The sequence below is a fragment of the Sanguibacter biliveldensis genome, from assembly GCF_033798665.1.
GTDB lineage: Bacteria > Actinomycetota > Actinomycetes > Actinomycetales > Cellulomonadaceae > Sanguibacter > Sanguibacter inulinus.
This window is the reverse complement of record NZ_CP138359.1, coordinates 617969-639008: the sequence shown is the minus strand read 5'-3', so window position 1 is coordinate 639008 and position 21040 is coordinate 617969. Positions and strand designations below refer to the sequence as shown.

At 72.7% G+C, this 21040-nt stretch carries 12 protein-coding genes; 2 read left to right on the top strand and 10 right to left on the bottom strand.

The genetic code is table 11. The annotated features are described in order from the left end of the window. Positions 1-76: 76 nt before the first annotated feature. Genes SANBI_RS02755 through SANBI_RS02735 form a run of 5 tightly spaced genes read right to left on the bottom strand, consistent with a single transcriptional unit; the run spans position 77 to position 11309 of the window. A complete protein-coding gene (locus SANBI_RS02755; protein WP_319158707.1) occupies positions 77-6211 on the bottom strand; it encodes an Ig-like domain-containing protein in 6135 nt (2044 codons plus the stop codon). Next, positions 6208-8439 (bottom strand): serine/threonine-protein kinase, encoded by a 2232-nt coding sequence (locus tag SANBI_RS02750; RefSeq protein ID WP_319158705.1) that lies wholly within the window; start codon positions 8437-8439, stop codon positions 6208-6210. The genes SANBI_RS02755 and SANBI_RS02750 overlap by 4 nt, the downstream gene beginning before the upstream one ends. Then, positions 8436-10019 (bottom strand): FHA domain-containing protein, encoded by a 1584-nt coding sequence (locus tag SANBI_RS02745; RefSeq protein WP_319158703.1) that lies wholly within the window; start codon positions 10017-10019, stop codon positions 8436-8438. Before SANBI_RS02745 ends, SANBI_RS02750 begins: the two co-directional genes overlap by 4 nt. Beyond that, positions 10016-10885, bottom strand: a complete 870-nt coding sequence (locus SANBI_RS02740) for a PP2C family protein-serine/threonine phosphatase (protein WP_056136041.1) — start codon at positions 10883-10885, stop codon at positions 10016-10018. Before SANBI_RS02740 ends, SANBI_RS02745 begins: the two co-directional genes overlap by 4 nt. A gap of 1 nt (position 10886) precedes the next feature. After that, a complete protein-coding gene (locus SANBI_RS02735) occupies positions 10887-11309 on the bottom strand; it encodes an FHA domain-containing protein (protein WP_319158700.1) in 423 nt (140 codons plus the stop codon). 268 nt (positions 11310-11577) lie between these two features. Here SANBI_RS02735 and SANBI_RS02730 point away from each other — a divergent pair, with 268 nt between their 5' ends. Continuing rightward, positions 11578-13278: a SpoIIE family protein phosphatase gene (locus SANBI_RS02730; protein ID WP_319158698.1), complete on the top strand. Its 1701-nt coding sequence runs from the start codon at positions 11578-11580 to the stop codon at positions 13276-13278. Positions 13279-13307: 29 nt separating this feature from the next. Here SANBI_RS02730 and SANBI_RS02725 read toward each other — a convergent pair whose 3' ends face one another. Genes SANBI_RS02725 through SANBI_RS02705 form a run of 5 tightly spaced genes read right to left on the bottom strand, consistent with a single transcriptional unit; the run spans position 13308 to position 18963 of the window. After that, positions 13308-14300 carry an acetylxylan esterase gene (locus SANBI_RS02725; protein ID WP_319158696.1) on the bottom strand — a complete coding sequence of 331 codons (993 nt, stop codon included), beginning with the start codon at positions 14298-14300 and terminating at the stop codon, positions 13308-13310. A 49-nt stretch (positions 14301-14349) separates the two neighbouring features. Further along, positions 14350-15147 carry a cupin domain-containing protein gene (locus SANBI_RS02720; RefSeq protein WP_319158694.1) on the bottom strand — a complete coding sequence of 266 codons (798 nt, stop codon included), beginning with the start codon at positions 15145-15147 and terminating at the stop codon, positions 14350-14352. Next, positions 15144-16202, bottom strand: coding sequence for a DUF6807 domain-containing protein (locus tag SANBI_RS02715; protein WP_319158692.1), 1059 nt, complete (start codon positions 16200-16202; stop codon positions 15144-15146). Before SANBI_RS02715 ends, SANBI_RS02720 begins: the two co-directional genes overlap by 4 nt. Further along, positions 16199-17443: a Gfo/Idh/MocA family protein gene (locus SANBI_RS02710; protein WP_319158690.1), complete on the bottom strand. Its 1245-nt coding sequence runs from the start codon at positions 17441-17443 to the stop codon at positions 16199-16201. The genes SANBI_RS02715 and SANBI_RS02710 overlap by 4 nt, the downstream gene beginning before the upstream one ends. Further along, positions 17440-18963 (bottom strand): Gfo/Idh/MocA family protein, encoded by a 1524-nt coding sequence (locus tag SANBI_RS02705; protein WP_319158688.1) that lies wholly within the window; start codon positions 18961-18963, stop codon positions 17440-17442. The genes SANBI_RS02710 and SANBI_RS02705 overlap by 4 nt, the downstream gene beginning before the upstream one ends. A 399-nt stretch (positions 18964-19362) precedes the next feature. Between SANBI_RS02705 and arfA the strand changes: the two genes are divergently transcribed. After that, positions 19363-20940 (top strand): arabinosylfuranosidase ArfA, encoded by a 1578-nt coding sequence (arfA, locus tag SANBI_RS02700; RefSeq protein WP_319158686.1) that lies wholly within the window; start codon positions 19363-19365, stop codon positions 20938-20940. Positions 20941-21040 lie beyond the last annotated feature (100 nt).

The window sequence follows — 21040 nt, the reverse complement described above, 5'->3', positions numbered from 1 at the left end:
CGAGGCTGCTGGTCTGTCGGACGTCATCATGGCCGGTCGGCCGGGGCCGCTGCGGGACGCGCGGCGCGCGTCTGGTCTAGCCGCCAGGGTTGGTCGGGGTTGGTGTCGCTGCAGGGTCGACGTGGACAGAGGTCGACGCGACGTCACCGCGCCCGCGGTCGCTACGCGCCGAGACCTCGACCACCCAGTCCCCTTCAGAGATGCCTGAGGTGACCGTCACGGAACGTACGTCCGGAGCCGTGTCCTGCCACCCGGGTACCAGACCGTTAGAGCGGTAGACCCGGTAGCTGTATCCGATCACCGGAGAGCCGTTGATCGTCGGCTCCTGCCAGTTGATCTGGATCGACGGCGGGTCAGCGGTCGGGACGGCGTTCAGACCAGCAGGCGCTCCGGGCGGCCTGGGCACGGTCGGAACTCCGGTCCCGACGCCGACGGCGCTGTCACCCTGGCTGGTCACAGCGATCACCTCGACCCTGGCACCGGTGTCCGGGACGATGTCGCGGTACTCGACCGACCTCTGACCGGCGGGGAGCGAGGTCCAGTCCCCGCCGTTGTATCTCACCTTGTAGCCGGTGATCGCGGATCCGCCGTTGGCCGGCTCAGGCCACGACGCCGTCACGGTGGAGTACCAGCCTGCGGTTGCCGTCACGGAGACCGCAGGAGTCGCTGCGACGGTGAAGATGTCGATCGTGGCGAGATCAGTCCACGGTCCAGCAGCACCGCGGTTGTTCACAGCCCTGACCCTCAGACCAGGAGACTTCTCCCCGCCCGGCAGACCACCGATCGTGAGCGATGTCCCGCCGATCTGCTCCGGCCGACCTTCGAACTCGTAGTACGAGATCCCGACTCCGACACCTCCGGTCTCCGATGGCGGACTCCATGAGGCCGTCACCTGACCGTCACCGAACGGTCTACCCGATGCTGCGGTCGTCGAACCCCGCCCCGGCGCCCCAGGCGGGGCGAAGGTCGACGTCGGCGCGCTGACCCCGGCCGACCCTGCGCCCACGGTGTTCTTCGCGGTCACCGAGATCGTGTAGTCCGCGCCGTTGACGACCGAGGAGAAGACCGTCCCGGTCTCGCCGCCGCCAGCCTGGTACGTGAGCGTCGGGTGGCCCGAGCTCTGGGCGACGACCGTGTACCCGGTGATCGCCGAGCCGTTGGCGTCAGGGGTGGTCCAGGTGGCCCTGATCTGCCCGCCGAGCGGTGTGTCGACCCGCGACGCCCCGACCTCGGGCGTCCCCGGCAGCCCGGCCGGGATCGCCTGGCGGGACGCGCCGCTCCATGCGCCGCCCTCGGGCGGGGTCGCGGAGTTGTGGGCCCTGACGCGGACCGTGTAGCCCGCGCCGTTCTGCAGCCCGGAGAAGACGATGGTCGTGCCGGCGACCTCGCGGGAGACGATGCCCTGCGGCCCGGAGAGCTCGGCCGTGTACTTGGTCACGGGGGTGCCGTCGTTGGCCGGCGCGGCCCACGTCGCGGTCACCTGGCGGTCGCCGGGCTCGAGGTTCGGCGACCCGGGGACGCCGGGGACGGCGTCAGGGGTCGCGCGCCCGCTCGCGGGCGACTCGGCCGACCAGCCGAGGGCGTTCTGCGCGGCGACCGTGAAGGTGTACTCGGTGCCGTTGGTGAGACCGGTGATGGTGCAGGCTGTCGTCGCGCACTGGGTCGTCTGGCCCCCGGGTGAGCGGGTGACCCTGTACCCGGTGATCGGCGAGCCGTTCGTGGCCGGGGCGTCCCAGCTGAGCGGGACCGCGCGGCTCGACACCTCGCCGACCCGCGGCGCAGAGGGCGCCGCCGGGATGTCCCGGACCGCCACCCGGATGGTCCCGTCGACCTCGCGCAGCGGGTCGCCGGTGACGTCACGGACGCGGTAGCGGACCACCATGAGCCCTGTGAACCCCTCGGCGGGCCGGACGACGACGTTGCCGCCCGACACCCGGGCCGTCCCCTGCCCGGCGACCGCCGGGGAGGCGCTGAGCAGGGTGAGCGGCTCGCTGAAGGGGTTGCCCGCACCGGCGAGCGCGTTGACGGTCACGTCGCGGCCCGCAGCGCCGTCGGCCTCGTGGACCTGGAGCGTCGCGAGCTGGCGTGAGCTCGCCGCGACCTTGAAGGTCACCTGGACGTCCATGGTCCCGACGGTGCCGTAGCCCAGCCGCACGGTCGCCGTGCCGAGCGTCCCACGGGCGACGTCGGCGGGGACGCTCACGGCGAGGCGCGTGGTGCCCGGGGTGATCGACGCGAGGAACCCGTTGCCTGGAGCCTGGACCACCTCGTAGGTGTACTTCTGCTCGGCCGAGGCACCCTGAGGGCCGCGCGTGAAGCCGAGCAGGTCGACGCTCGTCGACTCTCCCTGCGGGACGAGCAGCTCGCTCGGCGTGAAGGTCGGCGGTCGCTCGTCCTCGGTGAAGACGGTGATCGGGAGGGTCAGCACAGAGCGTCGCGCGGCGGGGTCGTCGCGGGTCGCACCGTCGGTCACCTCGACGGTGATCGACGCGGGACCGGCATAGCCGGGAGCCGAGACGTAGCGCAGCGTGGTGTCGTCGACGACCAGCTCGCCCTCGTCGGAGTTGGTCGCGGAGACCCTCTCGGCGTCGCGGACGCGCGCGGTCTTGCCGGTGCCGACCTGGACGAACTCGGCGAGGGAGATGACCAGCTCTTCACCCGAGGCGACGCGCAGCTCGCGGGCCTTGGGCCGCAGGGTCGGCGGGAAGTCGCCGAGCGCGGGCACGACGATGAAGGCGTAGGCCCCCACGCCGTCGGCCTCGGGGCGGGTGTTCGTCAGCCTGTACGGGATGGTCTGCGTGCGGTCGGTGAGCGTGACGAGGACCTGCCCGTCGCCGATCACCTGCGCGACGCCCGAGTGCGACGAGGGGATCGACACCTCGAGGTCGCTCAGCGGCCCGGAGGGGTTCTCGGCGAGGGCGAGCACGTCGACCTCGACGCTCGTCTTGTCGACCACCTCGATGGGGGCGACGGTCACGTCGCGTGCGATCGGGGCAGCGATCGGGGCGTCGTCGACGACGTGCAGGGTCAGGGTCGCCCGGGCTGTCGAGCCGAGCGTGTTGGTGACCGTGTAGACGATCGTGAGCGCGTCGACAGGCTCGGCCGGCGCGGTGACGACCACACGCCGCTTGTCGACGTGCGCGTCGACACCCGGGGGGACCTCGAGCTCGGGGGCGAGCGAGAGCTCTCCGCCCGAGGGGTCCACGTCGTTGCGGAGCACCCGCACCTCGACGCGCTGCCCGGGCCTGACGGTGGCCTCGTCGTTGCGCGCCACGATCGGCTGCCCCTGCACGCTGCGCGGGGAGATCCCAACGCGGACGGTCGCCTGGGCTCGCTGCCCGGTCCAGTCCTCGACCGCGTACTGGAAGGTGTCGGTCCCGTAGGACCCCGGGTACGCCTCGTACTCGAGGTAGTCCGCACCCACGGCCACGACACGGCCGAGGCTCGGCACGGAGTCGCCCTGACCGAGCAGCGTGACGCCGTCGCCGTCGGGGTCGATGCCTGTCAGCGGCACAGGGATGCGCACGGTCTCGCCGTCGAAGGTGCGCGCCGTGAGCGCGCGCGGCCGCGGGGCGGCCTTCGTCTCAGGGTCGGAGGCGTGGACCGAGATCGACAGCCTCGCCGTGGTGACGTTGCCGCCGGCGTCCTGGACGCTGTACGTGGTCTCGACGGTCCCGGTCTCGCCCGAGGCCTGGAAGCGCAGCACGTCACCCGAGGCGAAGAGCAGGCCCTTCTCGGCCGGCAGGGTCTCGAGGAGGTCCGGGACGATGCTCATCTCGTCGCCGTCAGGGTCGACCGCGCTGTCGAGCACCGGCACCGTCACGACGCCCGTGGTGCGGACCGTCGCCTCGAGGTCTTGCAGCACGGGCGGGTGGTCGAGGCCGCTCGGCTGGACAGGCTGGACGAGGATCTCGCCGGCGACCTCTTCGAAGCCGTTCGACACCCTGTACTCGAGGGTCTCGGGCGCGTCGAGGTCACGCTGGGAGCTGATGCGCACGTACCTGTGGTCCACGACCACGGCCTGCAGGGCCGAGCCCTCTGCGGCGGACACCGCCGTCACGACGAGGACGCCGCCGGAGGGGTCGACGTCGTTGGCGAGGGGGTCGACGAGCACCTCGCCGCCCCGCGGCAGCGGTGCGAGGTCGCGCACGGCGACGGGCCGTTGGGGTGCGGTCGACGGCTCGACGACGTCCACCCGGACCAGGCCCTGGGCCTGCTGCGGCGAGGCGACGACTGTGAACGGCACGTAGTACGTGGCGGCGTTGGTCGCGGTGAAGGTGAAAGAGCCGTCGTCGAGGTTCGGCGAGACCGTCGTCCCGGCAGGCTCGTCGACGCTCGCGAGGCGGGCGGGCTCCCTGGAGAGGCTGTGGACAGACTCGAGGACGTCGACGTCGACGTCCTTGCCCGCCTCGGTCACCACGTGGATCGGGTCGATCTTCGGCGGGAGCGACCCCGTCGCGCGGACGTCGACGGCCACCTGGCCGGTCGTCTGCTCGATCCCGTCGCTCACCACGAGGGTGACGGTCTGGCGGCCGAGGGTCTCCCCCTCGGCCGTGACGGTGAGCATGCCGTTCTGGCGGGCGCGGACCGTCGCGGTCCCGTCGGTCACGGCGTCGAGCAGCACGAGCTCGTCGCCGTCCGGGTCGACGAAGTTCGCGAGGGCGTCGACGTCGACAGTCGCGCCCTGCTCGACCTCGACCGACCCTGTGCGCAGCTCGACCGGGGCCGAGTTGCTGTCGGGGTCGGAGGCACGCAGCGTGACCGTCGCGGTCGAGGGCGGGCTGTTCCCGCGCCCGTCCGAGATCGTGTAGGTGATGGTGGCGCTGCCCTGCGCCTGGGGTGACACCACGGCCTGCAGCGCACGCCCGCCGTAGATCGTCTCGACTGTCGCGAAGCCGGCGTCCAGGGTGGTCGTGTCGATCTCGTCGATCGCGATGATGCCGCAGTCGCCGGCCGTGTCGTTGTTGAGGACCTCGAGGATGGTCGAGCGCCCGGGGCGCACGGCGAGGTCGTCGTCGACAGCGCCCGGGGCCGCAGACTCCGGCGTGCACTCGGTGAGCTGCTGCTGGGTGGTCTCGACCTCGTCGGACTCGTCCTCGGTGTCCGTGGTGTCGTCGTCCTGCTCGATCTGGTCCCAGTTGGGCACCTGGACGCGCGGCATGTCGTCGGGCAGCCACAGGAGGCCCTGGAGCGTGTCGTTGAGGGCGACGACCGAGCGGTTCACCCGGAACACCGGGGTGCTCTGGGCTGTCATGCGCTCGAGGTCGATGAGGGTCGGCTCGTCGTCGCCGCACCTGACGAGATAGCTGCCCGTGGGGCTGGCCCACGCGCCGTAGAGGCAGTCGCCGAGCCGCACGGGGGCCGCAGGCGTGCCCTGCCCGGACGTCGGGGTCACCGCGACGTCGCCGGACCGGAGGTCCACCTCGAGCAGGTGTGTGGTCGTCCCGACGGCGACCGACGCGCCGGAGGTCGAGGGCTGCTGGAGGACGGGGGCGGCGCCGTCGACCAGGTCGGTCGTCCAGCCGTCCCCGTGGAGCGTGCCGTCGGCGAGCATGACGAGAGTCCCGTCGACCGCCGTGACGGCCTCAGGCTCGACACCGGCCGCGCCCTCGAGGGTGCCGGCGTCGGTCACGGCGAGCGTGCCGTCGACCATCTCGCCCCGGTGGACAGTGCCGTCGGTCGGGTCGAGGGCGAGGACGAGGCCGTCGGGGTCGACCACGGCCATGCCGCCGTCGCCCAGGTCGATGTCACCCGGGGTGTCGCTCGTGACCGAGGCGAGGGACGTCATGGTCCGCACCCACACCGAACCCTCGGGCGAGGTGATGGCCACGACACCCGCGCCCATCGCGACCTGCGAGCCTGCGGGGACCTCGGCCTGGGTGGTCAGGGCCATGGTCGCGGGGTCGACCGTCGAGACCCTGCCGGGCTCGACGAGCAGGACGTCCTGCCCGGACTGCAGCACGTCGAAGGACGGGTCTGTCGCGACGAGCCCGCCGTTGAGCTCGCGGACCGTCGCGTCGTAGCGGCCGAGCTTGAGCTCTGACCGGTTGGTCACCCACACGGCGCCGTCGTTGAGGTCGACCTCGGCGATCTTCACGCCGGGGTCGATCACGGCCATGATCGCGAGGACCGCCGGGACCGTGACCCCGGCGACGACGGCCGAGGTCGACCGGACCCGCTCGGCGCGCGTGGTGCCACGACCGAGCCTCATCGGGAGCACTCCTGCACGGGCATGGTCGAGGCGCGCCCGTCCTGGCGGACGATGGACACCTCGATGCAGACCACGCCCGTGGTCTCGTCGAGCGGGACCTCGACCTGGGTCACGGTGGTGCGGCGTGCGTCACCCTGACCGTCGACGGCGACCTCGCGCCACACGTAGGAGTCGCCGTCCTTCTCGTCGGGGTTCTCCCAGGTGAACAGCGCAGAACCGTCCCCCTGGTCGACGCCGGTCAGCTTGGCCGGACCGGGGACCGTGGCCTCCTCGACGGAGGTCGGGGTCGACGTGGGGTCGTCGCCGGCCTGGGGGTTCTCGTCGGCCCCGCGGCCGAGGGCGAGCACCCCGACGACCACGAGCGCGGCGACGACCAGGGCACCCGCACCGACGAGCCACCCGCGGTGCGGGCCGCGACGTCCGGGCTCTTCGTCGGAGGACGGCTTGCGGTAGTGCTGCGACCGGATCTCGGCCGGGGTCGGCGAGAAGGCCGTGGCCGCCGGCCTGAAGGGGGCCTGGGGCAGACCGAGGGGACCCTGCTGGCCGAGCGGGGCCTGCGGACCGCGCGGGAGCGGCAGGTGCTGCTGGCCTGGCGCCGGGTAGCCCGGTGCGGCGGTCGGCGCGCCAGGCTGGCCGCCATGGCCTGCCGGGGCGATGCCCTGGTACCACGGTGCCGCTGGCCCGCCCCCGGGCTGGCTGTCAGTGGGCGCGGCACCCTGAGGCGCGCCTGCGTAGCCGGAGGGAGCCTGCTGCGGGTAGGGCTGCTGAGGCTGCGACGGGCTCGACGGGTGGGAGGGGTACGACGGGGACGAGGGGTACGACGGGTACAGCGAGTCGTCGTGCTGCGGCCCGGTGTACTGCGGGTCCACGTACTGCGGGGCTGCGTGCGGCTGCTGCCCCGGCGAGCCTGCGGGGTGCTGCTGCGCGGCGTCCTGCGCAGGCCCGCGTGACGCGTCGCCGCGACGCGCAGCCGTGCCGCCCGTCGTCGTGCGCACACCGTCGGTCGAGCCCCAGGACCGCGCGTCGCGGCCCGGCTCGGGGACGGCAGTCTGCGCGGTGATCGTCGTGATGGGTCGCAGACGCGTGGCGTCTTCGTCGAAGGCGCGCGGGGCTTCGTCGGCCGGTGGCGGTGGTGGAGCCTGCGTGCGTCGTGCGGCACGGGCCTGCGCCCGGGTCGAGGGCGCAGGGGCGCCCTGCGACGCGAAGCTGCTGACACCGCCCGTGCCACCTGTGCCACCTGTGCCACCGTCGGGGTCGATGCTCACGACGGGGCGCAGACGGGTCACCTGGTCGTCGCGCGAGCCGTCGCCGGGCGGTCCGCCGAGGTCACCACGGCTCGCCGAGGAGTCCGGGAGGATGTCCTGCGACAGGTCGATGCTCGTCACGGGCAGGTGCATTGACCGCTCGACCTGCTGGAGCGCGTGCGCGAGCGCGAGGGCGCTGAGGAACCGGCGGTCCGGGTCTTTGGCCATCGCACGGGCGAGCACGGCCGAGAGGCCCGGCGGCACGTCTTCGCGGTCGATCGTGGGCAGCGGCGAGCGCTCGATCCGCGAGAGCAGGTCGGCCGGGCTGTTGCTGCGGCCGGGCACCTCGAAGGGCGAGCGTCCCACGAGCAGGGAGTAGATGGTCGCGCCGAGGGAGTACACGTCGCCGCGGGCGTCGCCCGTCGGACGCTCGGCGAGCAGCTCGGGCGCCGCCCACGGGATCGACATCCCCGTCGCAGCGGCCGAGGAGCCGAGGGTCGAGGCGATGCCGAAGTCCGTCAGCGCCGGCCAGCCGAAGTCTGTCGCGAGGATGTTCGCGGGCTTGATGTCGCGGTGCAGGATCCCGAGGTGGTGGGCAGCCTCGACGGCCGAGGCCACCCGGATCCCTGTGCGCAGCACCTCGGCGACGGTGAACCGCTCCATGCGGTAGCGCGTGCCGAGCCCGGGGCGGGAGCAGTACTCCATGACGAGGTACGGGCGACCGTCCGAGGCGATGTCCGCGTGGTACACGGTGACGATCGACGGGTGGTGGGACAGCTGGGCCATGACGTTGGCCTCGGCGAAGAAGGCCTCGCGGGCCTCCTGGTCGAGCGAGCCCGACAGCAGCACCTTGACGGCGACCGAACGGCGCGGGAGCTCCTGTCGGTACTCGAAGACGTCGGCAAAACCGCCCATGCCGAGCAGGCGGACGAACTCGTAGCCCGGGATCTTCGGGGGGACCGAGGGCTGGCGGCGGGCGCTCACCTGTCACGCTCCAGCGTGAAGGTCACGCCGTCGCCCAGGTCCACGAGGGCACCCGGGGCGATCGGGGTCGGCTCGCCGGACCGCAGCCTGCGCGGCGGGTGGCCGGCCTCGGTGAGCAGCATGCCGTTGGTCGAGTTGAGGTCTGTCACCAGGACGTCTTCGCCGTCGGTGTGCACCTGGGCGTGGGTCCTCGAGATGTCCTGGTTCGGGCTGACCACGGTGACGAGCCTGGGCAGGTCGCGCGCGGCGACGCGCGAGACCACGGGCGCACGCCCGATGAGCACCGCGCGGTCGAGCGGCACGAGCAGCCCTGAGGACATCCGGATCTTGTGGACCCTCGGGACCGCGGGCACGGGGAAGGGCCCGGGGAGGGCGTCCGGCTCGCGGTTGTTCATCTGCCGACGGATCTCGACGAGGCTCGTCGAGAGCACCGTGCTGCCGTACCTGTCGTCGTCGTCGACGAGCGCAGAGACGTCGGGCCCTGTGAGCTCGAGCGCGACGGGCTCGGGCTCGGCGGCCGGGACCACGGTCATCTCGGCGAAGGTGGGGTCGACGAACGCGTGGTCGAGGCCGCCCGGCGCAGGAGCTGCGGGCGCGGGTGCTGCTGGAGGCACCGGCTCGGGGGTGACCGTCGGCACGACCGGCACAGAGGTCGCGGGCGGGGGCGGCGGTGCCACCTCGTCCGCGCGCGCCACGAGGGGCGAGGCCGAGGTCGCCGACGTCGCGGGGACCACGACGGGTTCCGCGCGGCGCGCGGCGTCGTAGCCGCGGCGCGAGGTCGCCGGGGCTGCGTCGGGGACCGACGACCTGTCGCGGAGCGGTGCCTGGGCGGCTGTCGCGCGGGCCCGGCGGGCGACGTACTCGCGGGCACGCTCGGCGTCGCGGACCGGGTCAGGGCTCGGCTGTGGTGCCGCCGGGGCTGTCGCTGCGTGGCTGGTCCGGGCACCGGCGACCGGCTCGTCGGTGACCAGGGCACGCCGGGCGGCGCGGCCGGGGACCGGGATGCTCGGGTCGAGGGGCTGCTCCCCGTCGAGGGCGTCCGCGTCGAGCCCGTCCTTGGTGGTCGTCTCGGAGGCAGCCGGCGCCCCGGCCGCGGGCTCGCGGGCCGGCGGGACGGGTGAGGGTGCCTCGACGCCCGCACGCAGGCTGACCTCGACGCTCGAGGCCCGCACGACGGCCGCGAGCGCGGGCATCCGGGGTCCGCGACGCTCGGGGGCGACCTCGGCGGGGACGGCGACAGTCACGGCGCCGGCGTCGGCGACGTTGATCTCGGCCCAGGTGGCCACGTGCGCTGCGGAGTGCTCGTGGGTGCCGTCGGCGTCGGCCGTGAAGAGCCTGACGTCGCCGCGCAGGAACCCGCGCACGTGCCCGTCGACGACCGAGACGAGCGCGAAGGGCGGCAGCCCCACGAGGCCGCCGCGGGCGAGGACCGTGAGGCTGTGGGTGAGGTCGGAGCTCTCGCGCAGAGCGTCCCACACCTGGGTGAGGCGGTCTTCGTCGATGGTCGGCGGGAGCAGCGCGACGGCGCCGTCGGTGACCACGGCGACCCAGTCGCCCGGGGTGTAGACGGGGACGATCATCGCAGGCCTCCCGTGGCCGTGCGGGGTCCGCCGGTGCGGGGCAGGGTCGCGCCGTGCTTCTGCTCGTCCCAGACGACGGCCGCGTGCTCGTCGCGGCTGACCGTCGTCTCGTGGTCGTTGGTGAGGTCGGTCGAGCCGAGGTGGTTCCAGACCGTGGCGACGTCGACGACGACGACGCTCACGTTGTCGCGGCCACCGGCCGCGAGCGCAGCCTCGACGAGGGACTCGGCGGCGGCCTGGGGGTCGGCCTCGGTCGAGAGGATGCGGTGCAGGGCGGCGTCGTCGAGCTCGTCGGTCAGACCGTCGGAGCACACGAGGAGGCGGTCTTCGGGGGCGACGGGGATCAGCCAGTAGTCGGGCTCGAAGGAGGAGTCTGTCGCGAGGGCCCGGGTGACGACGTGGCGGTCGGCGTGGGTGACGGCCTCGTCCTCGGAGAGCCTGCCGGAGTCGAGGAGCTCCTGGACGACGGAGTGGTCGACGCTCACCTGCGCGAAGCCGTCGGTCGAGAGCCTGTAGACCCGGGAGTCGCCGATGTTGAAGACGAGCCAGTAGGGCGCGCCCTCGTGGGTGGCGACGGCGGCCCCGGCCACCGTCGCGCCGCCGCTGCGGTCGCCGAGGATGTCGTGCATGCGGGCGACGGCGCGCTCGAGGCAGTCCTGGACGTCCTCGATGGTCACGGAGGTGCGGCCCACGAGGACCGAGCACTCTTCGACGACCACTCGGCTGGCGACGTCACCGGCCTCGTGCCCGCCCATGCCGTCGGCGACGAGGAACACCGGGGGCAGGGCCAGGAGGGCGTCTTCGTTGAGGGTGCGCACGCGTCCGGTGTCGGTCGCGGTCCCCCAGGTGGTGTACACGGCAGCCATCTCAGTCCTGCTCGACAGCGTCGGCGACGAAGCCGAGGTCGCCGAAGGACACCGTGGCTCCCGCGGGGACGCGGACGGTCTGGGACTCGCCGCAGAGGATCTGCTGGGCGTCGGGGAGCGTGACGACGGTGCCGTTGGTCGAGCTGCGGTCCTGGACGAACAGGCCGCGGGCGTCCATGCCGACGAGCAGGTGGGTCTTGGAGACGGAGCGGCCCGGGTCGACGACGGAGACGAGGTCGGTGATGACCTCACCCGGCTCGGCCTGCGGGCTGCGGCCGACGAGGGTCATGCCGCGCAGCCTGTGCTCGGTGCCGTCGGAGAAGCGCAGCACGATGTGGCCGTGCCCGGGGTGCACAGGGTGCCCCGGCTGCAGGGCTGGTCCGGCCTGCGCTCCTGGCGCACGTCGACCTGTCGGCTCGCTCACGGTCCAGTCCCTCCCGATGGTGGTACCGCTCCACCGGCCCTCCCCCTCGTGAGCGAGGCGGATCGGGCACAGGGCAGTCGTGCGAACTTTACCGTGCTGCGCAAGAGGCGACCAGGACGAACTTCTCCTTGTGGACGACAGGTGTCGGCGAGCCGTCGGGCCACGCGGGCAGGGTGCCAGATCGGCCCTGGCACGGGGCACCGGAGCCGCCCCTGTCGTCGTCGGTTGCACGCGGATCTCGGGGCCTGAGGGCCACTAGGCTGGTCCGATGGATTCTGAGTGGTTCGCGCCGACGGCGCTGAGCAGCGACATGGGCGCCGCCACGCTCGCCTTCCCGTGGGAGCAGACACCGCTCGGTCCGATCTCGACCTGGGACGAGTCGCTGCGGCAGACCGCCAGGATGTGCTTCAGCACGCGCTTCCCCGTGATGTTCGTGTGGGGGCCCGAGCTGACGATGGTCTACAACGACGGGTACCGCGAGATGCTCGGCACGCAGAAGCGGCTGTGGGCCCTCGGGGCACCGGCCCGCGAGGTGTGGGCGGAGATCTGGGACGACGTCGGCCCGCTCTTCGACGAGGTCCTCACGACCCGCCGTCCGACGTGGAGCGTCGACACCCCGCTGCTGATGAACCGCTCAGGCTTCGACGAGGAGACCTATTTCACCTTCTCGTACTCCCCGCTCGTCGACGACGCCGGCGAGGTCGTCGGCGTCCTCGACATCGCGACGGAGACGACGAGCCAGGTGGTCGACCGTCGGCGCCTCAGCACGGTCGACGCGCTGCACGTCGCGCTCCAGGAGCACCGCGGCGGCACCGAAGACCTCGCCCGGACCGTCGTCGACCTGCTCGGCGGCACGGCCGACGTCGAGGCCTGCGCGGTCTACCTGCCGTCGACCTCAGGGATCCGGCTCGCCGCCACGAGCGACGACGCGCTGCTCGCCGAGCTCCCGGCCGGGTTGGTGGACAAGGTCCGCACGACGAGCCGCCCCGTCGTGCACGAGCGGACCTTCGTCGCACCGCTCGAGGTGGACGGAGACACGACCCCCGGTGGCGTCCTGGTGATGCGCGCCGGACCGCACCGGCCCTTCGACGCCTCGCAGCGGCAGTTCATGATGCTCACGACCTCCGCGGTCGCCTCGGCCGTGCGCGCCTCGGAGTGGCAGCGTGCGCAGATCGACTACCTGCGGGCCCACGCCGAGCTCAACGAGATCCGCGCCCGGCAGGCCCGCGAAGGGTCGATCGAGCTGCAGCACTCGCTGCTCACCCCGCCGCCCACGCCCCGCGACCTCGAGGTCGTGGTCCGCTACCAGCCGGCGGGCGACGACCTCGAGATCGGCGGCGACTGGTACGACGCCTTCGTCACCAAGGACGGCGCGACGACAGTCCTGGTCGGCGACGTCACGGGCCACGACCACAAGGCTGCCGCGACCATGGCCCAGCTGCGGGGCATCGTGCGGACCATCGCGTACGTCACGGGCGGCTGCCCCTCGGCCGTGCTCGAGGAGACCGACAAGGCTGTCCTGGGCCTCGCCCTCGGGAGCGGGGCGACGGCCACGGCCGTCGTCGCACGCATCGAGCAGAGCGAGGTCGACAGGGCGCGCGGTGTCCGGACCCTGCGATGGTCTAACGCCGGGCACCCCTACCCCGTCCTGCTGCGGGCCGACGGGACCGTCGAGCTCCTGCACCGCCCCAACGACGTGCTCGTCGGGCTGCTGCCCACGGTCGAGCGGCACGACCACGAGGTCGAGCTGCGCGACGGCGACACGCTGTTCCTCTACACCGACGGGCTCGTCGAGCGTCGTGGTGTCCTGCTCTCCGCGAGCATCGACCTGCTGACCCGCACCCTCGCGGGCCAGCAGGCCCTCTCGGTCGACGACCTGGCCGACCACGTCCTGGCGACGCTCGCCCCGGGAGCCGAGGCGGACGACGTGGCGCTCGTGCTGGTCCGGGCGATGCCGCAGGACGTCTAGTCCTCTGGGCCCCAGGTGGACCGAGCACCTCAGCCGAGGTGCTCCCGGGCGAAGCGCAGGTGCTCGACCTCCTGGAACGCTCCGCCGTTCTCGTGGCCGTTGTAGGGGTACACGACCATCTCCTTCGGTCCCGCGTAGTGGTTGTAGGCCGCGTAGACGGTCGACGGCGGGCAGATCTCGTCCATGAGACCGACCGAGAACATCGCCGGGACCGTGGTCCGGGCAGCAAGGTTCACGCCGTCGACATAGCTGAGGGTGCGGAAGGTCTGCTCGATGCTGTCGCGGTGGGTGTGCAGGTACTCGACGAGCTCGCCGTAGGGACGGGCGGAGGTGAGCACCGACGCCCGGCGGACGTGCGCGAGGAAGGGCACGTCGACGATCGCGCCACGCAGCGCAGGTTCGCCGAGACCGTCGCGCAGCTCGGTGAGCGCTGCTGCGGCGAGGGAGAGCGCACCTCCCTGCGAACCTCCCGAGACCAGGACCGCCGACGAGTCGACCGCCGTGTGCCGTCGGGCCGCCCGGACCGCCCGCTCGGCGTCGGTGAGCAGGCGGGTGTAGAAGTACGTCTCGGGGGACTCGATCCCGGCCGTGAGGAACCCGGCCGCGTGCGATCCTGTCGGTCCGGCGTCACCTGTTGCGCCGACGCGGTGGCCGCTGCCCTGCCCGCGGTTGTCCATGACGAGGGTCGCGTGACCGGCCGCAGCGTGCAGCACGGACTCGTGGCTCAGGCCGCGCCCGCCGCCGTAGCCGATGTAGGTGACGACAGTCGGCAGGGGGCCCTCGAGCCGGGCCGGCCTGTGGAACCAGCCCTTGACGGGCTGACCGCCGAAGCCCGTGAAGGTGACGTCCTCGGTGACGATCTCGGTCAGGCCGGTGTCGACCCTCTCGAAGGTCACGTCGAGGGGGTGCTCGGCGTCCTGCTCGGTCAGCGTCCGGTGCCAGAACTCGTCGAGGTCGGCGGGTTCCTCGCGGTCGGGCAGGTAGGTGACCAGCTGGTCGAGCGGGAGGTCGAAGTGCGGCATGACAGGTCCTCGGGGGGGTGTGGAGGGTGGGGGTCGAGAGGTGTGGGGGTCAGAGCGCCCAGGTGCGCAGGCGACCGCACATGCCGTAGCGCGGCGGGCCAGGGCGTGCCTGCGTCGAGGCGGTCGCGGCGTCGCGCAGGTGCGGCGCGGTGCCGACCGCGAGCGCGGCCAGCACGTCAGCGGTGCGGTCTGTCGAGGCCCGGACCGTCGAGTCCCACGTCAGCTGCCAACCGGGGACCTTGTCTCGGACGAGCCGGGCCGCAGCGTCGTAGAGCTCGCCCATCGGGATCCCGGGGCCCTCGGCGAGGACCCGCTCGCGCAGCACCGTGAACCCCTCGACGGCGAGGTCTCGGCGGGCACGCGCCGCGTCGGCGGTCACCGTGTCGGCGGTCACCGCGGTCGCGGTCGCGGAGCCAGTCGTCGCGGCGTCGCTCGACGGGACCGTGGCGATCGCGTCCGGCGGCAGCGCAGGCAGCCTCGCTGCGGCTGCGTAGCGTTCAGCGTCGGCGAGGACGTCGGCGGGGAAGGTCATGACGGCGTCCCCTGCCTCAGGCAGACCGGCGTTGGACATGACGACGAGGATCTCGAGGTCTCCGTCGTTGACGAGCCTGTGCACCACCCCCGGCTGGAACCAGAGCAGCGTCCCGGCGGTGAGCGGGTGCTCGGCGTACCCGTCCGGGCCGAGGGTCTGGACGGACCCTGCGCCCGAGAGGACCACGTAGCCCTCGTCGGAGGCCAGGTGCAGGTGCGGGGTGCCACCCCCGACGAGACCGGCACCGTCGGTCGTCGGCCAGTCGTAGACGCTCAGCCGAGAGACGCTCGTCCCGCCGGGGAAGGGGTGCGTCATCCGCGCCGTCCGGCGAGCGAGCCGCGGGTGGCCAGGGCAGCGCTGCCGATCTGGGCGAGGGCCGCGCCGCCCTCGGCGTCGGCCCCGCCGTCGGCGATGACGACCGCGTAGCGGAAGGTCAACGACTCCTCGGGGGCGAAGGGGATCTCTTCGCTGAAGGCCGGGGCTGCGCACACGCAGGCGAACCACTCGTTGCGCGCGAACCACTCGGGGTCCAGGCCCGGCGACGACGGACCCCGCGGGTTGTCGGAGGAGTCGACCATGACCAGCGTCGACCGCCGCGCCGTCTCGTCGTGCGTGCCCGTGAACCCGACCCACGGCGCGCGCTGCCCGCGGATCTCCTCGCCACCTGCGAAGCCCGGGGCGAGGATCGTGCCGCCGGTGAAGGAGCGTGGCCCGCGCCAGAACAGCCCGCCGTAGCCGGCGTTCTCCCGACCGTTGGTCGTCGGGCTGCCGATGGGCAGCGGGCCGCTCGAGATGTTGGTCATGGTCGTCTGGAAGGTGAGGACCCAGGCGGGGCCGGGTGCGGCCTCTGACGGGCCGGTGCCTGCCTCGGCAGGTGCGGACGTCGCGAGGTCGGGAGCCTCGGGGACGGAGGCTGCCGGGTCGACGAGCGAGACCGTGAAGCTCCGCACCTCTTTGACCACACGCTCCCCCGCCTGCGTCACCCAGACGAGCGACTCGGTCACGCTGACGCCGTCGTCGTCGGCGCGCTCGGCCGTGAAGCCCTCGTGGACCATCGACCCGTCGTTGTCGATCTGCACGTAGTCCTGGCCGCGGACGTAGGTCGGTCCGCCCCAGAAGTTGTGGGGGCCGACGTTGGGCAGCGACCACGCGATGCCCTTGTGCCACACGTGGTCGTGCGGGCGGAACAGGCTGACGAGGTCGCCTCCCACGGTGCGCAGCGGGTGGAAGTACGGCCGGGGCGACTCGAGCTGCACGTCGGTCGGCATGTACACGTAGCGGAGCAGGTCGACAGCCTCGCCTCCGCCCGGGCCGGCGGCGAGCCTGACGGTGAGCGCTGCACCGTCGTCGGACAGGGTGAGGCGGGTCATCGGTTCTCCTCGGACGGGGTCTGCGCTGTGCTCGGGGCGACCGGGGCGGGCGTCTCGGTCACGTCGGGTGTGCTGTCTCGGTCAGGGCTGGTGCGGGCACCGACGCCCGCAGTCTCTCGCGCCCACGGGGCACCCGTCCCCTCCATGCTCGTGGCGAAGGGGTGGTCGGCATCGATGTCACCGCGCCGGACCGGCTGCCCTGTGAAGGCCGAGGCGTACAGCGCGGCGACGAGCTCGACGGTGAGCCGCGCGTCGGTCGCGGTGACGGGCGGCGCCTGCCCGGCGTCGAGGGCGTCGACGATCGCCGCGAGCTGGGACGAGTGGCTCGACACCGCCGAGCCGGGGTCGCTCACCCAGAGCGCCGCGAGCTCTTCGTGGCCCGGCGCCGGGGTGAGGCTCCAGCTGTCGTCGGTGTAGCCGTAGAGGTGCTCGAGGTCGACCGTCGCGTGCTCGAGGTCGAAGCGCAGCTGCGAGGTCTGCCGGGGCGAGACCACCGAGCTGACGACGCTCGCGAGCGCACCGCTCTCGAAGCGCACGACGGCCATCGACACGTCTTCGGTGTCCGTCTCGCGGGCCTGGCGGCCGGCGAGGGCCGTGACCTCGGCCCACGGCCCGAGGACAGCGAGCAGCAGGTCGATCTGGTGGATGCCGTGGCCCATCGTCGGGCCACCGCCCTCGGTGTCCCAGCGGCCTCGCCACGGTGCGGCGAAGTACTCGGCGTCGCGGTACCAGAGCGTGTGGCAGACGGCCACGAGAGGCCGGCCGAGCGGCGCCGCCGGGTCGTCGAGGAGCGCCTCGAGCCGCAGAGCACCCGAGCCGAAGCGGTGCTGGAACACGACGCTCACGTGCGCGCCGGTCTGCCCCTCCAGGGCGATGAGCTCGTCGAGCTCGGCCAGGGACAGCGTCGGCGGCTTCTCGAGGAGGACGTCGACCCCTGCGCGCAGCACCTGGGCCGCGAGGGCGAAGTGCGACTGGGGCGGGGTGCACACGTGCACGAGGTCGAGCGGGGTGCCCGCGGCGGTGGTCTCGGCGAGGACCTGGGCGAGGTCGGTCGAGGCTGTCGGTCGGGTGCCCGCGCCGGCGGTCGGCCCCCAGGTCTGGGCGAAGTCTTCGGCGCGGCTCAGGTCGACGTCGACGGCGTGCGTGAGGACGAGGCGTCCGGCGGTGTCGGCGATGGCCTGGGCGTGGGCGTTCGCGATGCCGCCGGTCCCGACGATCGCGGCTGTGTAGGTGCGGGTCATGCGGTCGCTCCTGCGGGGTCGGAGGTCGGGGTGGGGTGCGCGTCGTGCGGCGCGACGACAGGCTCGGCCGAGCCTGCCCCCGCCGGTCGCTCCGGCGGCCACGGGACCGAGATGCTCACACCCAGCCCGAGGTCGGCGACGTCGACAGGCTGACCGCTGGCGAGCGAGGCGTTGCCGCTGATGCCGACCGCGACGGCGCGCACGCCGTCGAGGTACCCGGCAGCCCGGCCGAGCGGGTCGTGACGCGCCCCCTCGACAGGGGCGCGGAACACGTCCTGCAGCAAGATCGCGTCACCGCCGCCGTGCCCGCCGATCCCGGCGGGGATCGGTACCTCGCGGGCCCGTCCCCAGTGCTTCTGCACCACGAGCCTGTCGCCGAAGGGGCGCACGTCGTCCCCCTCCCACGCACCGGGGTTCGCGCTCGGGTCGAGGATGGACCTGCCACGCTCGTCGAGCTCGACCGAGCCGCGCTCGACCACCTCGAGCTCGGCGCGCCCCTTCGTGCCGTTGACGCTCACGCGATAGCCCTCCCACGGCCCGTGGGCGTTGAGGGAGTAGGTGAGGGTCGCGCCGCGCTCGTAGTCGACGAGCAGGGCGAGGTTGTCCTCGATGGTGATCCCGGCCGAGAACACGTCCTGGTCGCGGACGTAGCCGTCGTGGTGCTCGGCGTCGAGGTAGAGGGCCTTGAGGCGCTCGTCGGCGCGCAGGTCGAGGGCCCACCGGTCACCCGCGCGCCCTTCCCAGCCGCGGGTGCCGTCGGCGCTGCCGGTGCCGCGCGCCGGGCGGGGCGGCAGGCCTGCTGCCGCGTCGCGCTCGGCCATCTCCCGGGCGACGGGCGAGGTGTCGCCGTAGACCTTGAGGCCCCCGCGTGCGTACACGCGGGTCGGGGCGTCGGCGATCCACCAGCTGACGAGGTCGAAGTGGTGGCTGGACTTGTGGACCAGCAGCCCGCCCGAGACGTCCTTGAGGCGGTGCCAGCGGCGGAAGTAGTCGGCGCCGTGGACCGAGTCGAGCACCCACTCGAAGTGGACCGAGGTGACCTCGCCGATCTCCCCCGAGGCGATCACGCGGCGCAGCTCGCTGTTGCGCGGTGCGTAGCGGTAGTTGAAGGTCATGACGACCGAGCGGCTGGTCTCGGCGACGGCGTCGGTGATGGTGCGGCAGCCCTGGGCCGTGGTGGTCAGCGGCTTCTCGACGACGACGTCGGCCCCGGCCCGCAGCGCGCGGGCGACGAGGTCGGCGTGGGTCGCGTCGGGGGTCGTGACGATCAGGGTGTCGACGTGCTCGGCGGTGATCATCTGCTCGAGGTCGGCCGGGGCGTAGGTGGGGACGCCCGGGCGTCCGCGCTCGGCCGCGAGGTCGGTGTACACGGCGGCGCGTCCTCGGTTGGGCTCGCAGAAGGCCGCGAGCTCGGCGACGTCGGCGTGGTCCCCGAGGATCGCGTCGACGTACATGTGGCTGCGGTGCCCCAGCCCTGCGACGGCGTATCGGCGGCGGGTGGACGGGTTCTGGGAGGTCACGGACTCAGGCTCCAGGCGCATCTCGACGGTGAACTGCGGGGAGGTGTCGTCGTCGACACCGGTTGAATCGTTCCAAGCCTAGCCCGACGAGCGCGCTCCGGGAAGCGCTCTCCGCCTCGGCCGTCGACTGGCGCGATGGGACGCATCCAAGCCGCACCCCCGGTGCCCAAGTCGCACCCCAAGCAGCGAGGTCGTACTGACACGCCGGATTCCACCTCGCCCAGGCCAGAACCGGCGCGTCCGTGCGACCTCGAGGTCGCGAACACGACCTCGAGGGGAGAGAGACCGTCGTCAGGCGGGTGTCGTCCGATCGGAACGTTCCGATCTCGCGCCGGATCGGGTACGGTCGACCCACACCCCTCCCCCATCGGGGACATTGCCAACGGAGGTAGTACAACGATGGAAAACGACGCAGCGACCACAGCGTCCGGCGCCAGCGCCACCACCCAGCCCGTCGCCGCGACAGTGTCGCTGCACCCCGACTTCCTCGTCGGCGAGATCGACCGCCGCCTCTTCGGCTCCTTCGTCGAGCACCTCGGCCGCGCCGTGTACACGGGCATCTACGAGCCGACGCACGCGACCGCCGACGAGCACGGCTTCCGCCGCGACGTCGCGGACCTCACCAAGGAGCTCGGGGTCAGCATGGTCCGCTACCCCGGCGGCAACTTCGTGTCCAACTACGTGTGGGAAGACGCCGTCGGCCCGGTCGAGGAACGCAAGCCCTTCATCGACCTCGCGTGGCGCACCATCGAGCCCAACACCGTCGGCACCGACGAGTTCCTCCAGTGGGCCGAGCGCGAGGGCATCGAGCCGATGATGGCCGTCAACCTCGGTACCCGCGGCGTGGCCGAGGCCGCTGCCCTCGTCGAGTACTGCAACGGCGAGGCCGGCAGCCGCTGGGCCGACCTGCGCATCGCGAACGGCCGCGCGGAGCCGTACAACGTCAAGCTCTGGTGCCTCGGCAACGAGATGGACGGCCCGTGGCAGATCGGCCACAAGGACGCCCACGAGTACGGCAAGCTCGCCGCCGAGGCCGGCAAGGCCATGCAGCTCGTCGACACCAGCATCAAGCTCGTCGTCTGCGGGTCCTCGTCGATGGGCATGCCCACCTTCGGCGAGTGGGAGCGCACCGTGCTCTCGTACACCTACGACATCGTCGACCACATCTCGATGCACGCGTACTACGAAGAGCGGAACGGCGACCGCGCGAGCTTCCTCGGCTCCGCGACGGGCATGGACAGGTTCATCGACCGGGTCGTCGCCTCGGCCGACGCCGTAGGCGCCGAGCGCCGCTCGGACAAGAAGATCACCATCTCCTTCGACGAGTGGAACGTCTGGTACCTCGACACCCGCTTCCCGGGCGAGAAGAACCTGCCGATCCAGCGCGACGCCCCGCGCATCATCGAAGACGTCTACTCAGCCCTCGACGCCGTGGTCGTCGGCGACCTGCTCATCACGCTGCTCAACCACGCGGACCGCGTGCCGGTCGCAGCACTCGCGCAGCTCGTCAACGTCATCGCGCCGATCATGACCGAGCCCGGCGGCGACGCCTGGCGCCAGACGACCTTCCACCCCTTCGCGAACACCGCCCGTCTCGCCCAGGGGTCGGTCCTCGACCTGCGCGTCTCCTCCCCCACCACGACGACCAAGGAGCACGGCGAGGTCCCCCTCGTCACCGCCGCCGCCACGTGGGACGAGTCCGGCGAGCACGGCACCGCGGGCGCCCTGTCCTTCTTCCTCGTCAACCGCTCCGCGGAGCCGGCGACCGTCACCGTCCGCACAGCGGGCCTCGATGTCAGCGTCGACGGCGGCCTCGAGCTGCTCGCCGACCACGTCGGCATGCGCGAGGGTAAGGAAGAGGCCGAGAAGGTCGGCACGGTCGACCGCGAGGCCCCGGCCGTCGAGGGCGGGACCGTGACCTTCACGCTCGCCCCCGAGAGCTGGTCCGCCTGGCACGGGACCGCGAAGCGCGCCTGAGCCAGCTCGGACAGACAGGTAGCAGACGGCCCTCGGCCCCGGTGAGAACCGGCGGTCCGGGGGCCGTCTGACATGCGGGAAACCGCACACCCTCCACCAA